The 15,596-nt window shown below is 52.0% G+C and carries 9 protein-coding genes and 1 pseudogene; 5 read left to right on the plus strand and 5 right to left on the minus strand.

What is annotated here, in order from left to right; translation table 11 throughout:
• Window positions 1-86 precede the first annotated feature (86 nt).
• The 4 genes from K2G41_RS06275 to K2G41_RS06290 all read right to left on the minus strand — a co-directional run bounded on the left by K2G41_RS06275 (window position 87) and on the right by K2G41_RS06290 (window position 9,514).
• On the minus strand, window positions 87-1,220 hold the full coding sequence (locus tag K2G41_RS06275) for a glycoside hydrolase family 88 protein (RefSeq protein ID WP_300116511.1): 1,134 nt from the start codon (window positions 1,218-1,220) through the stop codon (window positions 87-89).
• A 61-nt stretch (window positions 1,221-1,281) separates the two neighbouring features.
• Window positions 1,282-4,122 (minus strand): glycosyl hydrolase, encoded by a 2,841-nt coding sequence (locus tag K2G41_RS06280; protein ID WP_300116513.1) that lies wholly within the window; start codon window positions 4,120-4,122, stop codon window positions 1,282-1,284.
• A 31-nt stretch (window positions 4,123-4,153) separates the two neighbouring features.
• Window positions 4,154-7,285, minus strand: a complete 3,132-nt coding sequence (locus K2G41_RS06285; protein ID WP_300116515.1) for a DUF4450 domain-containing protein — start codon at window positions 7,283-7,285, stop codon at window positions 4,154-4,156.
• Window positions 7,286-7,414: 129 nt separating this feature from the next.
• Window positions 7,415-9,514: a hypothetical protein gene (locus tag K2G41_RS06290; protein WP_300116517.1), complete on the minus strand. Its 2,100-nt coding sequence runs from the start codon at window positions 9,512-9,514 to the stop codon at window positions 7,415-7,417.
• Window positions 9,515-9,916: 402 nt separating this feature from the next.
• Here K2G41_RS06290 and K2G41_RS06295 point away from each other — a divergent pair.
• Window positions 9,917-10,690 (plus strand): annotated as a pseudogene (locus K2G41_RS06295) (rhamnogalacturonan acetylesterase); the annotation flags it as partial.
• A 519-nt stretch (window positions 10,691-11,209) separates the two neighbouring features.
• Here the strand turns inward: K2G41_RS06295 and K2G41_RS06300 are convergent.
• Entirely contained in the window at window positions 11,210-12,307 is a 1,098-nt protein-coding gene (locus K2G41_RS06300; RefSeq protein WP_300116519.1) for a TlpA disulfide reductase family protein, read from the minus strand.
• Between the two features lie 295 nt (window positions 12,308-12,602).
• Between K2G41_RS06300 and K2G41_RS06305 the strand changes: the two genes are divergently transcribed.
• From K2G41_RS06305 to K2G41_RS06320, 4 genes are read left to right on the plus strand one after another with little or no spacing between them, the layout of a single operon-like run.
• Window positions 12,603-13,457, plus strand: a complete 855-nt coding sequence (locus tag K2G41_RS06305) for an ABC transporter ATP-binding protein (protein WP_300116521.1) — start codon at window positions 12,603-12,605, stop codon at window positions 13,455-13,457.
• Window positions 13,454-14,284 carry a hypothetical protein gene (locus K2G41_RS06310; RefSeq protein WP_300116523.1) on the plus strand — a complete coding sequence of 277 codons (831 nt, stop codon included), beginning with the start codon at window positions 13,454-13,456 and terminating at the stop codon, window positions 14,282-14,284. The genes K2G41_RS06305 and K2G41_RS06310 overlap by 4 nt, the downstream gene beginning before the upstream one ends.
• 18 nt (window positions 14,285-14,302) lie before the next feature.
• Window positions 14,303-14,677, plus strand: a complete 375-nt coding sequence (locus tag K2G41_RS06315; protein ID WP_300116525.1) for a GntR family transcriptional regulator — start codon at window positions 14,303-14,305, stop codon at window positions 14,675-14,677.
• Window positions 14,674-15,531: a hypothetical protein gene (locus K2G41_RS06320; RefSeq protein WP_300116528.1), complete on the plus strand. Its 858-nt coding sequence runs from the start codon at window positions 14,674-14,676 to the stop codon at window positions 15,529-15,531. Before K2G41_RS06315 ends, K2G41_RS06320 begins: the two co-directional genes overlap by 4 nt.
• The last annotated feature ends 65 nt before the right edge of the window (window positions 15,532-15,596 follow it).

A 15,596-nucleotide genomic window follows, 5' to 3' on the forward strand; every position in this document is an offset into this window, starting at 1 on the left:
GCGTATGCCGAATAAAATACATCCGCCTGAAACATAGGCTGTAACTATTTCATTCGGCATACGCGGCACGCCGCGTCCCTACATTATTACTGGAGTTTATAGACTTCCGATCCGGCGAGGAGCACGCATCCGGTGCCGTAATCATCGAAATCGGGCTTTGAATCGTAGGCTACCGGTTGGCCGTCCTTGGGTTCTTTGCCGGTTCCCTGTACATAACCGATGTATCCGTTGGGGTGGATAGCCTCGTTCACGATAGCGTTCCAGCCTTTGGTGAGGGCGGGGAGATATTTGTTACGGTCGAGGATGCCGTTGTTGATACCCCAAGCCATACCATAGACAAAAAGTGCTGTACCGGTGGTCTCCTTGCCTCCGAAATTGCTTTCATCATGGAGACTCACATTCCAGAAACCATCCTCACGCTGACATTTCACGGCTGCGTCAAGCATAGCCTTGAAATCCTTGATATATACATCGCGGTGAGGAGCGTCTTCAGGAAGTTCCTGAAGGACTTTGGCAAGAGCCGCTACGACCCAGCCGTTTCCGCGTGACCAGTAGCAGTTTTTGCCGTTGGGTTCTTTGTAGGGAGGCACAAAATCCTTGTCGCGCCACCACAGGCCCTCTTTTTCGTTGAAAAGACCGCCGGCGAGGGTGTTGCGTGACCATTCATACATCTGCCAAGCCTTTTCGTTGTAACGCGGGTCGCCTGTCTCGGCACTCATCTTGGCAAGCAGGGGCATACCCATCTGTATGGCGTCGATCCAAGTCCAGTCATCCACCTGCGGAGTGTTGACGAGCATGTTCATGCATGCTTTTGTTTTGGTGAGCATCTTGGGTTCGGGAGTGAGGCGGTAAAGATCGATGTAGGTCTGTCCGCAGCAGTAATTGTCAGCGTTGCGGGTTGTGGTATCGTCGCGGCGCATACCCCACTTGAATCCGTCGCCCCACTTGTAGGCATAGTCATAGTAGCGGTTGTCAGGGTAGATCGAATGGAGAGCCATGAGACCTTCGAAATAGACCGCACGGGTCCAGATGTTGGCCTCATAAACTTTCTTGCGGGAGTAATAGGGTATGCCGAGCAGGGGATCAGGATGATTTTTCAGATAGAGATCGTTGACCTTGATGAGAGTTTTCAATGTCTGTTCGCGGGGCGGAAGCTGGTCAGCAGCTGTCGCCGGGAGCAGGAAGATCAGTGTCAGGACTGATAGCAGTAACTTTTTCATTGGTTGATGTGGTTTATAATGGAAAAGGTAAATTATTGATTCTTATTATGTCGGAAACAGTTCACTTTGAAAGAGTGAGCGGGATGAGTTTCACCTGCGAGTTGAGACCGGAAGGTATAGTGGGCCAATCGCCGAAAGTGAACTGCTTGGCATTGGTTACGGATGCGATATTAGCATCCTTGAATATGCGCCAATTCACTCCTCTGCGTTCAAAGTCGGCTATGCGGTTGGCTTGGAGATTGGTCACATCGATTTCGAGCGTGTTTTTGCCCGGACGCAGATATTTCCCCACGCGTAGAGTGAAGGGGACACTCCAGACCTTACCTGCGGGGATACCGTTGATCCTCACATCGGCACTCTCGCGGACTTCGCCGAGGTCGAGAAGCCACTCGTCAGCCACGTTCGGATCATCGATGGTAAATTCAACTGTATAGCGTCCTGTTCCGAAATTTATCGTGGCGTTCGGATCTGGCAATGCACACCATTGGGTCAAGGTGTCGGTTGCGAATGTACCCTCTATCGCCGGTTCGCTTTTTGGGAAGCTTATGTTCCAGCCACGGTCGATAACTATAGGTTCACCCTGATCCTCGACATAGGCCCAAGACTCGCCCGAAACCTCCTTTGGGAAAGTCTTGAGCATGGTGGATTCACCCGGCAGGAGCTGGAGACGCACCTGTGTCTCTCCGTTAGCGGATGTGCGTGTCTGCGCCATTCCTTTGCGACCGCTCACAGGATCGAAAATCTCCACAGAGGCGGCGGGAGCGGTGAGAGTGACCCAGCCGTCAAGAGGCCGATTCTGGAGCAGGGCAATGAAATAGTTGTGACCGCCAGCCTCGTTTCGGCGGCGGATGAGCGACAGGCCATCCGCCGTACGCATTGTTTCCGGTTTTACACCTGTAAGGCTCAACGCTTCGGCAAAATCAGGCGAAGTGATGATGCGGCCCTTTCCGAACGGGGTGGATGTGGCGTAGCGTCCTACGGCGGGGAGTTTATCCCTTAGATCTGTGAGCTCCTGACGGCGCTGATCCACGTATGCCAGACCGGGGACATCGGAAGGAAGGGTTGCGACGAACACTACTGTCGCACCGGCCTCGGCGAGATCCATGATCCGCTTCAATGATTCGGGTTGCATGAATTTGGCCGGAGGGACAAGTATGGCGCGGTAATCGGCTCCTCCGCGTGAATTGATGTTGCCGTCAGATGTCACCTGAAGTCCATCAAGAAGGGCATCGGAGATATAATCCGCATCATAACCGGCCTCGATTATGTCGGCGATCGCCTGCTTTATGTCGGGCATGCGCTGTTGCATCTTGTGTATGTCAAACATCAGGTAGGGATTGCCTCCCTGACGCTGCCATATCTCTTCGATGGGGAAGTAGAGGAGGAAATCATTATCCGGCTTGCCGGCTGAGAGGAATGCCTGACAGCGGCTGACGTAGCCGAAAAGAGAATCGGCGTCCTGCCAGATGCTGTTGGTAGGCGACATGTTGATGGAGGCATAGAACATCCATCCGGGAAAAGCCGCTCCTTTTGGCGAGTAGGGTGCTCCGTGGAAATATACGTGGTTCACGCCTGAGCAGAACATCTGGTCGAGTTCCGGCTTGCAGCGTGAGAGCGATGTGCGGAAATGTTCAGTAAGCCATGTCAGTGTTTCTGCCGAAGTCAGAGGTTTACCGGTAAGATGGGCAGCCGACGAGGCGAATTTGAGCACAGCCGGATCAGAGTCGCTCGGTCGGGTCGGGCCATCCTGAATCAGTCCGGGAATATTGAAGTCGGTCTGTCCGAAGGATTCACATTCGGGAATATCCACGGCTGCGTAGAGATCTATGATGTTAGCGGGCGATCCGTGGCTCTGGTTGCGGATTCTCGCACCCTTGGCGTGGGCACGGGCCATCCATACATCCGTGAAATTGTCGCGGAGCATCCGTGCGAGTGTCGCGCGATAGTCACGGACCACGCGTGAACGGAGATCATCGTGATTCTTTTCGTCAAGAAATTCCGGCATGTAGAGTTCAAGGCTATAGCCGTGGTCCTTGCGGAATTCATCAAGAATATTGTCGGCCCAGTCTGATCCATATACCTCATACGAGTCGTTGAAGAAGGTATCGGGCACTGGACAGCCTGAGCTTGCAAACGCTTTCTCGAAACGGTCAAGGTAATGGTTGACGGCTACACTGTCGTAGTGATTCACGACCAGTCCCTCACCACCGGGAGCAGCGCGTTTCACCTTCTGGAATGTACGGCCGGAGAATATGGCATATATAGTCCAGTCAGCCGCTTCTTTCTCACCCTTCTGCTTCTTGACTTTGGGAGCTTTCCATACGAGAACGGAATCGGGGCGAAGATTTTCGGTGATGTCTATACGCCTGTCCCCGTTGCAGGCTATGATGGCCTGCAGAGTGGCTACCGGAGCTTGCTTGGCATCCGAGGGGACGATTTTTCCGGTAAATTTCTTTCCGGGGGCTACCGTCAGTTTCTCCACCACTCGTTTGCGCGCGCTGTAGGCCGTGCTGACTTCCGGTCCTCCGAATGGCCAGCCCGTACCATTGTTCATGTCGATCTGCAGTCCGAGGCGGTTGCCTTCGGAAATAGTATGGTCAAGCATCTGCATCCATTGCGGGGAGAGATAACGGATGTCGTTGGCTTCATTCCCCTTGACTCCGTAGATCGGTGTGATCTCAACTCCGCCGAGACCTTTTTTCGAAAATTCTTCGAGATTGAAGGTGAGCCCTTCGGGATCTACCGCACTGCCGAGCCACCACCAGCGGACGAATGGACGGTTCTCAACCGTCACCGGATACCAGTCGGTGATATCGGAAGCGGTCTGGGCGGGAGTCGATGCATTTACCGCGCTCCACGAGAGGAGGCCTAATGCTATGAGGCTTTTCAGATGATTATTCATTGTTTTGATGAAGAGGGTTGATGTTAATGTCTCACGGACGTTGGATGGTCAGACCCATGAGGCCGATCACTACGTCGCCCGAAAGGGTTTCAAGGGTGAGTGATTCAAGTTCACGCGAGGGATCGACAGGGATGTCGAGAACCACGCCCGCACCGCCTTCGATATAGCGGTCGGCCACTCCCTTGATGCCAAGTTCGTCACCGAGATTACGGCTCATGCGGCCGCTCTTGAGATGCAGACGGTAGGGCGATTGTGTGCCGGGAGCTTTCGCAAAGGCATTTTCATCGTGATAGAAGTCGAGTTCGATCGGTGTCCAGTTGTGGGGATTGACGAGCGGTGTCACTTCCTCTGTTCCGTCGGTATAGCGGACACGGAGCAGTCCGTTTTCAATGCCCCACTGCATGTGGTTTGTCGAACCTGCCATTAGTAGATAGAGGTGAGATCCGCGTCCCGAAAGATTGATCTTCGCGCTGTCAGGATAATTATCCCAAAGTGATGTGAAAAGAATGTTGCTTCCTTCAGCCGGGAGGGCAAACGGTATGCCGGTCTCGGTTTTCAATATGCCACCCTCGGCGGCGAGACGTGCGCGGAGACCGGAGTCATCGATGTCGGCTGTGAGCTTGGGATGACACCATTCGCCGATGCCTTGTTTGGGGAGCTGGAGAGTGGTGACATCGGGACGGGGTGACAGATATTCATTGCGGAATATGTCGGTGACAGAGGCATTGTAGGACGGCGTAAGGTCAGTGGTCTCGCAGAGTTCGGCACGTATGTCATCGAACCCGTCGGGTGCTACCGGACCGGCTGTGGATAGTGCATCTGCGGCGACTTCCGCATTCCACCATGTTAGAGTGCCGTCAGTCATCTCGCTGAAAGTCACCGGCCCTTCCTGACGCGTGCGTCCGGTAGCCGACGGATTGAAGCTTGCGGCTTCCGTGATTTCTATGACGAGTTCAGGGGCAGTTCCGGCGTTGATTGTTATACGTGGAGTTCCGATAGAGTTTTCAGTTACTTTCCAAGCAGCTTTTTTGCCGTTGACTTTCACGCTCTTCACACCGTTGGCCAGGACTGTCAGTTCAAGTGTTGAGCCTTTGCCGTAACGGTTGTTGACCGTATAGACATTTTTCTTTCCGTCGCGCCTGAATGAATAGGACAGGTCGGGAAGATTGACCGAAGCCTCATTCCACTCGGCGGGGAAGCCGGGGATGAGTCTCACAACGGGATCTTTCGCAAGCAGATCGGGACGCACTCCGAAGAGACCTTCGGTCAGCGCACGGCCCCACACACCGATCGGGTCGGCGAAGTCGCGGTAACACTCACCACGGGCTGCATCATAGTGACTGATCTGTCCGAAATTGAGCGGTGAAGCTCCGAGATACATGTTGTCCATCGCCACGCCTTTCATCAGACGGTAAGCTTCCTCGTTGCGTCCGGCCTGCCAATAGGCGAGGGCCGTATGCATAACCTCGGCAATGGCTACGTTGTTGATGCTCCATGAATAGGGCTTCCAGTTGGTGGTCGATAGGGTGTAGAGACCATCCTCGACCCCCTCGCCGTTGACAGGAATATGAGGGGTGGCCCGATCGACATAGCAAGTCGCAGCGTATGCTTGGAAGGGGTCGGCTATCTCGGAATCTATGGCATGGTAGATGGTCCACAATGCTGCTGAGGGATGGAGGCGTTGGTGTCCGCCTTTGTCGCGGTATTCGGCCCAGTGTCCGCGTTCGGGCATCCAGAGCACACTGTCGATGGCAGCAGCTATTCCTTCAGCTTCGTGCAGATAGGGAGTCGGATCTTCACCGATGGCCTCGGCAAGCTGAGCCGTGAGTCTGTTGGCGAAAAGATTGTAGGCAGACGAGTGGGTGACGGCACCTCCGCTGTAATAGAGTGCGTCGCTGGCCCAGATGCAGCAGTAGGCATCATAGAGGTGATCGCCGTCGGGATCGAAATTGCGTTTTTCCCAATCGAGATGGAGTTTCACCACCGGATACAGCTTTCGCATGGCAGCCGTGTCGCCTGTGTGACGGAAATGGCGGAGCATGGCGTCGATATAGACAAGGTTCATGTCGTAGTGCGACATCTCATCTTTCTTTCCGGGACGGCGGCAGATGTAGCCGTTGCTGTACATGGGTGTGCCCCACTTTTTTTCTGCACGCGCGAGGTTGAGGGTAGAGTCCTGACGCGGATGGCTGAGCACCGGTGGTATGTCGGTGATCTGATTGGACGCGTAAGTGTTGAAATGGGTCAGCGCACGATCATGACGGCCGATTGCGCTTCCGACGTATGCGCCTCGCCATCCGAGATGAGGTGTGCGCCATCCGATCGAGCCGTGAAGCCATGCCTCACCGCTCCATATTCCGTCGGCAGCAACAGCAAGTGCCCCGCCGATAGGGTTGAGCCATGCATCGGGAGTGGAGAACTCGACGTTTGCAGCCAGTTCGGCACGTTCCTTTTCGGCCTGTGCGAGCAGCTGGCCAAGCGATTCCGACGGGACATTACCGGGAGGGAAGAGAGCTATAATCTTTTGCTCGCCCGGCTTGAGGTCGATGACACCTTCGTAGGCCGGCAGAGAGTTGATGTGGTAAGTCGTTGAAGGTATGACGAGTGTGAGGTTCTTACGTTCCTTTGCACCATACTCGACGTTGATGAGGTCTCCGTCAACGGTATATACGTTGCCTTTGCAGTATTCCGGTTTGAGATCAAAGCATGTCGGATCATCCACTCCGAGGTCACCTTCACGGTAAAACTTCTTCTCGGCCACGCCTCCGAAGCGTACAGGCACACTGACCGGATGATCGGTAGTGTTGGTGATTGCCCACAGAGCCATATCCTTGCTGCGCATCACTTGGGCTTCGACCTTGACGCCACCCTGCTCGTAGTCCATGCGGCCCGGAGTGTAGCGCGCGGTGCATTTCCCCTCAGGTAATGTCAGGAGGAGGTTGCCTCCCATGCGCGGGAGATAGATGCCGAATTCAGGAGTGTCGGAACAGTCCATACGGAATCCGGAATGTGCGCCGTAGAGAGCGCGGTTGAAACGCGCTCCGCCGTCGGTTGTCACTACTGAATTGCCGTCAGGCACATAATGGCGTGGACGGGATTCAGCTCCGGAAACGATAGTGATCGTAGCTGCAAGAAAAATTGTGGTTATGATTCGCTGTATCATGCTTGTTTATCGGATTTTAAGCCGACGGCTTCAGGTGCGTGAAAGTTGTACCTGAAGCCGCGGCCTGATTCCAATGGTTATACCGTTAAAGATAACTCGATTTTCTAAACTTTAAACTCTGAACTGAAATTATGGCATGGGTTTGATGCCTTCCCAGCGTACATCCCATGTGCCGTCCTTCGGGAATCCCGGATTCTCGATCTCGCAACCATCCCAGCCGGCACACATGAGTGCAACGGCTGTGAGCAGACCGCCGTTGCCGGGGAGATAGCAGCGCAGACGGTTGTCCTGATAGTTATGACCGTTGGGGAGGTAGGTGTTGGTGCGCTTGTCCATGAGCAGTGCGTTGATAGCCTTTTCGGGGTGACCGAGGCGCACGGCGTTCATTGCAGTAGTCGGGTAGTCCCAACCCCAAGTCTTGTCCCAGTTCCAGTTGTCATACACCCAGTCAAACGTGTTGTCCATGATGTCGGGCTTCACGAGGGGCGATGAAGGCAGGATGCCTACGGCTGCAAGCACGGCCATGTGGTCGGAGGTCAGACGGATGTCGCTGTAGGTTTCGGGGGCGGTTTCAGCGGCGAGATAGAGGCTGTCCTTGGCGGCGAGGGGCGAGAGATTGGCTATGATCTCGTCCCATTCCTCGATACGGGGTTCACCTTTGCGTTCGCGCCACTTCTGTGCGGTATTGAGTGCGAAATGCCAGTAAGACAGCTCGAAAGGAGGATTGACGGTCTCAGCTGCGCGGAGGGTCTCCTGCGCGGGGATGATTCCGTGGAGAGTGTAGCGGCCAAGTGAATCCTTGTCGGCGAAGTCGGCCATGAATTCAGCCGTTCCCTGCACGAGATCATAGTAGCGGTTGATCACGGCTGTGTCCTGACCGGCACGGTAGGCAAGCTCGGCGAGATAGATGAGGTGGGGCTGTTGCCAGATGAGGAATGATCCTACTTTCGAGGGGGCTTCAATACCTGAGGGATCTGTCATCTTCATCCAGCGCAGACCTTTGAATCCCTGACGCTCGGCAATGTCGCGTGCGACTCCGGCAGAGCTTTCATACCAAGGGAGAGTGCGGTTGAGAAGGTCCTCGTGACCCCACAGGGCGAACTGTGCCTGATGCCACCAGATCATCTCCATGTGGAATTTTCCGAACCATGAGTTGTAGGTCAGGCCTGTCTCCTGCGGAGGTGTCGAACCGGCACACTGGATGGCGAGGAGGTACTGCGAGAGGACCACGCGGCGTTCGAGTTCTGCGGCGCGGGGATCGGTGCAGTGGCTGAAATCTACGACTCCGCCGTCCTTCCAGAAAGCTGTCCAGTAATCCGACGAAGCTTTGCGTGTATCGGCGACGGAGGGATTGACTTCGTTGTTTTCCTCCGGAGTGAAGGTGGCTGTTATGGTCCACTCGTCGGCTGTCGGAGTGATTGTGGCCACATTGCGGCCTGTCATCACGGGAGCTTCTGCTCCGGTCCACGCGAGGTTGATGTAATATGAAGTCGAATCAAGTGTGTGGCGGATCACGGCATGGTTATCGTCCGAACTTATGATCTCAGTGATGTGGAGTGAATCGGCGTCCCAGTTGCAGGCATCGTCGCAGTGGCCTCCGGTGGGATAGGGGAGACGCAGTGCCACGGGCAGACGTTTTTCTGACTTGATTGATGCGGCAAGCATATCCTTGTCGGGATGCACGTAGGTGCGCACACTGACCGGAGTCCCATCCACCTTGAAGTCAGAGCGGATTTCTCCGTTCCACATATCGAGGGTCTGGTCTATATCGGACAGCTGATCAGGATTCAGGTCAGCGAAGCCGAGCGCGCCGAGATGGAGACGGTGGGGATTGACGCGATACCAGTTGGCGGCGTCGCGGTTGCGACCCGGTTCGTTGAACTGTACGGAATAGGGCTCCATGCGTCCGCGTCCGAAATCGTAGTCCTTGAGAGTTTCTTCAAATTTCAGACTGTCGGGATTGCCGAAGCTGTGCCAGCCCCATTGGCTCTGAGTGCCCAGGGGCACACCATTGCTGTAAAGTTCGGGAAATGACTGAAGACCGGTCACATCGACGGTGACGGCAAATTCGCCGTTGCCTACGGATAGTGAGGCCAGAGTGTCAATTTCTGTAATGTGAGGATTGTTGCGCTCAACGAGAGCATGACGGTCAATGCCACTCTGACATGCCACAAAAGCCGGCAGCGAAAGCGAGAACGCAGCGGCGTAAAATAGATTTTTTAATGTCATCGGTCTTAATAAGTCTATGAAAAATGGTCAGTTTTAAGGTGAAAAAATCATAGCCGTCACAAGCCGTCGGAGATTTCGGCCACGGCATTCCTTGATTAGATTCTCTGCAAAGATAACATTTTTCCTCCAAGCAATCAAATCCAATATACATAATCAATCAGTTGAGCTGCGCAGTGGATTGAATTTACCATCGTGTTAAAAAATATTAATCAGCCGAAGCCTCTTATGATATCTATGAGGCTTGAAATTGAGATTATGGCTAACTTTGCAGAATCGTCGGTCAGATTGCATCGATTTTGGCTTCGGCGACAAACCGGAATTGTTAACTCCACCTTAAATAAAATCAACTTCATTATCATGAAATTTCTTTCATCCCTTTTAGTAGCCCTCTCGCTCCCGGCAATGGCTGTGGCACAAGTTCCTTCAGATACAATAACTGTCTTTATGATCGGTGACTCGACCATGGCCAACAAACCTCTCGACAAGGAAAATCAGGAGCGTGGCTGGGGACAGATGCTTCCCATTTATCTCGAAGGGGCAATAAAGGTCGATAATCATGCCGTCAATGGCCGCAGTTCCAAGAGCTTCATTGATGAAGGCCGCTGGGATAAGGTGCGTGATCAGATACGTCCCGGTGACTATGTGATCATTCAGTTCGGCCATAATGACGAAAAACCGAAGCCCGACCGTCACACCGATCCGGGTTCTACTTTCGATGCCAACCTGAAGAAGTTTGTCAATGAGACACGTGAGAAAGGTGGCAACCCCATACTCATGAACTCGATTGTCCGCCGTAATTTCCCGGCCAACGGTATTGCGGCAGCCGAGACCGATGACCGTCAGAAGACATGGAAGAAAGGGCTTGAAGGTTATCCGATGGAAGGTGACTCTCTTGCCGATACCCACGGCGATTACCGCATAGCTCCGCGCAATGTGGCCGAGGAATTGAATGTGCCCTTTGTCGATATGAATGCCCTGACTCATGAACTCGTTCAGGATCTCGGACCTGAAAGTTCGAAGGCTCTGTTCATGTGGATGCCGGTTGGTAAGTATGAATTTGCACCCAACGGACGCATCGACAACACTCACCTTAATGTATATGGTGGTATAGTGGTGTCGCGTCTTGCCATCAACGGCATTGCCGAGAAAGTCCCCGCCCTCCGGCCTTACATCCGCCGCACGGTCTATAACCTGAACGACTGATAGCCCCGTCGGCCGTTTCATAATATTTATAATTGTAGGGACGCTGCGTGCAGCGTATGCCGGATGAAATACATCTGCCTGAACCACAGGCCACATGGCATACGCTGCACGCAGCGTCCCTACAATTGATACTGAATTTCATTTAAAATTGGGAAATAAAAAACCGGCGTGGGGGAGGGTTTCACAACCATCGGCCACGCCGTTTTAAACAATAGCATCAATTTCAAAAATAGATTACAGAAGTCTGTCGTCTTGACGCTCTGTCAGCGTCATATTGACTGAGCCTGACTTGTATTGTCCAAGTGTTTTTTATCAAATTTCGTATAAATTATCGTATAAATTAATCTTGTAAAGTCTGTGAAGAGGTCTATCTGACAATGTTCCTCTTACATGATGCAAAATTACTGCCATATTTCCTCCTCCACCATACCTAAATTTAAGTAATTTCGTGGCCGGAGGGTCATTTTACTAATTGAAATCAATTAGGGACGGCTAATCTATACCTATAATATGCTTTACTTTGTCGAGAAATCCGGGTTTTGACCCGCGTTCAAGAGCCGCTATCTTTCCGTCGGGATCAATGAGCATGGTGACGGGGATGGAGTTTATGCCGAGGGCATTGACAGGGTTAGATTCACTATGATCGGTAGGATCATTCAGGAGGTTGATCCACGGCATGTCGTGACCGGCGATGAAGGGACGCCAGATCACATCCTGATCGTCTATGTCGATGGTCACTACCTTGCACCTGTCGCCACACTCCGCCGAGAACTGCCGCAGGTCAGCGAATCCGCGGATGCACACCGCGCACCATGTGGCCCAGAAGTCAACGAGCACCCAACCGCCGCGCATGGAGCTGAGAGTCACGATCCGTCCGGTGGAGTCGGGGAGGGCAAAATCAGGCATTACTTTTCCGACTGTCATGCCGGAGTGGGCATTGATGATGGCTTGGACGGCGCGGGCACGGTTGCGCAGACTCACGTATTCGTTTGCCGCCACGCTGTATTCGAGGGCAGGATCAAGTTCGTCGAAATATCTGGCCTTGACGGAGTCCGACGAATATGAGAGGGCGATGATACCGGCCGGAGTGGCTTTGTGGGAGAGGGCGAACGGTCCTAAAAACCGGTCGCGCAGAGCCATCATGTTCTCACCGGAATTTTCGTTGCGTTTCAGAAATTCGCTTTCCTGACGGAAGAATGAATAAAGGCTGTCAGTAAATTCAGTACCGCTGTAGTGGCCACGCTCTATCAGTGAGTCGATTGTCAGGGTTAACTCATCATCCGTGCCTATCGGGACAACTCGTGAACCCGGCCTGTCCGAACCTATGGCCCTCACGGAGATGTCGTAGGGCTGGGTGATGTTGAGGCGCAGCTGCACCACGGAGTCCCTGACCTTGACGGTGTCGCGGAAGTAATGATATGAATAGGGATTCTCACGGTCGGTCAGCCGGCGTTCGACCATGATCCTCTCCGGGCGTTCCTGTCGGAACACCACACGCAGTATCGCAGCTCCGGCAATGGCAGTCCCGATGACTGACAGCAGTACTGTGATCATGATGCGGTGGGGATTGAGAATATTGGATGGCTTCATTTCATATATGCTTTATATTAAATATCTGTCGTGCATGGCGGTCACGGCCTCCGGCGGTTTATCCGGTTGCAAGGTTGTAAATTCCTATCAGCCTGCAAATATAGGTGGTTTTATGCTTAAATCAAAGAATTTGAATTAAAATGATAGTTAGATTTGATTTAGATTAGTTTTATAGGACGATCGGAATATCCTTGCAAAAAAAATTTACTGACGACGCAAAAAATTCCCTCCGGCTATTGCATAATTCAAAAAACGGTTCTACCTTTGCGGTGTACTATTATACTAATACACCATCATGCTTAAAGTCGATAACCTTACATTCTCCTACCGGCGCAATGATCGTCGGATTCTGGATGACTTCTCTCTGAAGGTCAATGCCGGTGGCGTCTATGGACTCCTTGGCAGAAACGGTGCAGGAAAGTCAACATTGCTCTATCTTATAGCCGGTGCGCTTACGCCGACAAATGGACAGATACTGTTCAATGATGTCGATACCCGTCTGCGCCGTCCCGAAACCCTCTCCGATATTTTTATTGTACCCGAAGAATTCGTGCTCCCCCGCATTCCACTCAAGGATTATCTGAAAGCAAACGCTTCGTTCTATCCCCGTTTCTCTTACGAGGATCTGCGCCGTCATCTGGAGATCTTCGATATGGACACGGATCTTAATCTCGGCGCGCTCTCGATGGGGCAGAAGAAAAAAGCTTTCATGAGTTTCGCCCTCGCCTGCAATACGTCGCTGCTGCTTATGGACGAACCGACAAATGGACTCGATATTCCCGGTAAGAGCGCGTTTCGCCGCTTTATTGCAAGCAATATGACCGACGAGCGGTCCATCATCATCTCCACCCATCAGGTGCGCGACATCGACCGTCTGCTCGACCACGTGATCATCATGGATCACTCCCATGTGCTTCTCAACGAGCGCGTCGATAGGGTCACGGATACACTCAAATTTTTTGAGACAGCATCACCCTCGGTCATTGAATCGGCTCTCTATTCGCAGCCGTCGCTTGAAGGAGCATCCGTCGTCACGGTCAACGATGACGGTGCTGAAACCGAACTCAATCTTGAAATCCTCTTTGAGCTTTCGCTTGCCAAGCCGGAGATAATCAAAGATATGTTTAACCGTAACAACCTGAACCAATGAGCCAGAATCAGATATTCAATATGCAGCGTTTCGGTCTGCTGATCAACCATGATGTGCGCGAGAACTGGCGCAAGATACTCCTGTCACTCGGCGGCCTCCTCGGTGCACTCATCATCATCGGACTTTTTTATGCCGTAACCAATTTTCAGGGAGGGGATGACATTGATCCGGAATGGCTCAGGCATATAAGTGAACGGATGGCATTGACGGAAGTGATATTCTTTACGATTATTATGTTTTTCGCCGGGGCTTATGTCGCATCCACAGCTTTCAAATCATTCTCCTCTGCTCCTTCAGCCCTCTCGTCAATCATGATTCCGGCTTCTCAATTCGAGAAATTCATGGTGAAATGGCTTGTTACCGTCCCCTGCTTTTTCATAATCTATGTGGCTTTCGCCATGTTCGCCGATTGGGTGAGGGTAGCGTTCATTGACATGAATTATCATATTGAGGTCAGCACCTTTGACTGGAATAAGCTCTTTTTCCATTCCGAGGAGATAGCTTTCAAACATTTCTCGCTTATCGGGATCATGACTTTCTTTTGTGTGCAGTCGTTTTTCCTTCTCGGTTCCATTGTCTGGCCGCGTGTCTCGTTCCTGAAGACGTTTGTCTCGCTGTTTGCCCTCGGATTAATATATGGATGGTTCGACTTTTGGTTTTACGATCTGCTTGAAAAGCCCGACACTATGTTTGTCGCACCCGAATGGCTTGAAAACGGTGATTTGGTCGCTACTTTGGTAGTATTGGCACTGACAGTATTGAGTCTGTTCAACTATTGCCTGACGTTCATGCGATTCCGTGAGGCGGAAACAATAGTGCGTTGGTAGAAAGGAGGCAAATCATATATGGTATTCAAGGAAAATAACAAGGCCATCTATCTCCAGATAGCCGACAAGATCTCTGACGATGTACTGACCGGACTTCTGCAGGTCGGAGCGCGCATCCCCTCTGTCCGTGAGTATGCGGCCTCGCTTGAGGTCAACGCCAACACCGTCATGCGCAGTTACGAGCATCTCGAACGTCTCGGTGTCATCTTCAACCGTCGCGGCATCGGATTCTTCATCGCCGACAATGCCCGTGAGGTAATAATAAATGGTCGCCGCGAGACTTTCCTTAACGGAGAGGTGCAGTATTTCTTCCATCAACTGATGCTTCTCGACATCACACCCGAAGAAGCGAAAACAATGTATGAAAACTATCTAAAGGAAAAAAGTAAATGAAACGTACAACATATATAATGCTGGGGGCTTTCATAGCCGGCTTCCTGCTTATCGCCGTCTCCTGTCTGTTTTGCATCAGCCATCAGATTCCAATGACTGAATATGATAAAGAGGGGGATATCAGCAAAATGATTGATGTCAAGACAGTTGAAGAGCCGATCGAAGCTCAGTTCGGCCACATAGTCTATGAGGATGTCACTAAGGACCGTCAGAGAATCACTTTCAAGGGCGTGGCCGTCAGTATGTCCGATTCGGTGAGCACCCCGCTCCTCAGGACAGCTGAATCAGGAGGAAAGATTGTCACCATGATAGTGAGAAATGACACGCTTTTCCTCGCAGCCGATCTCTCATCCATAAACGATTCAATCATGAAACTTTCAAAGATCAAGCGACTGGTAGTCGGGTCAGAGATGTTGCCTTTGAGTGTGATCCTCCCTACTGACATGAAACTTGGCAGTGTGACCAATCGTTCAACCTCCGTGTGGCTCAATGATATTCATGCACCGGGCCTTAATGTCCGCACTGGATCGGACCTGACACTTGACGGTTGTGACATCGATACCGTCCGCTGCTACGGCAGGAATCTGCGTGATTTGAAACTTTCAAATTCAGTCATAGGACTTTTTACCATGTCCATGCCATCACATGAAGTAAATGTGGATTGCTGTGACGACAGTGGTTTCATAAAGGTCATGGAAGTACGTGGCAGTAAGAAGAACAACCGTTACGCTGAACTCTATTTGACAAAGGCCAATGTCGGTTCACTGAAATGGCTGCCTGAGAACGCAAAAGCTACTCTAAATATCATTGTAAGTCAGCCATCGGAGCTAACTCCGATCAATACTCCGAATTAATTAGGCAATTATAAAGAAGTTGCACGGATAAATTTGAATTGATGCGACTTTTCCTTATTTTTGCG

Source organism: Duncaniella sp., assembly GCF_029056165.1.
GTDB lineage: Bacteria > Bacteroidota > Bacteroidia > Bacteroidales > Muribaculaceae > Duncaniella.

Coding starts and splice junctions, on each gene's coding strand:
- K2G41_RS06275 (WP_300116511.1), bottom strand. CDS start 1,220: ATGAAAAAGTTACTGCTATCAGTCCTGACACTGATCTTCCTGCTCCCG.
- K2G41_RS06280 (WP_300116513.1), bottom strand. CDS start 4,122: ATGAATAATCATCTGAAAAGCCTCATAGCATTAGGCCTCCTCTCGTGG.
- K2G41_RS06285 (WP_300116515.1), bottom strand. CDS start 7,285: ATGATACAGCGAATCATAACCACAATTTTTCTTGCAGCTACGATCACT.
- K2G41_RS06290 (WP_300116517.1), bottom strand. CDS start 9,514: ATGACATTAAAAAATCTATTTTACGCCGCTGCGTTCTCGCTTTCGCTG.
- K2G41_RS06300 (WP_300116519.1), bottom strand. CDS start 12,307: ATGAAGCCATCCAATATTCTCAATCCCCACCGCATCATGATCACAGTA.
- K2G41_RS06305 (WP_300116521.1), top strand. CDS start 12,603: ATGCTTAAAGTCGATAACCTTACATTCTCCTACCGGCGCAATGATCGT.
- K2G41_RS06310 (WP_300116523.1), top strand. CDS start 13,454: ATGAGCCAGAATCAGATATTCAATATGCAGCGTTTCGGTCTGCTGATC.
- K2G41_RS06315 (WP_300116525.1), top strand. CDS start 14,303: ATGGTATTCAAGGAAAATAACAAGGCCATCTATCTCCAGATAGCCGAC.
- K2G41_RS06320 (WP_300116528.1), top strand. CDS start 14,674: ATGAAACGTACAACATATATAATGCTGGGGGCTTTCATAGCCGGCTTC.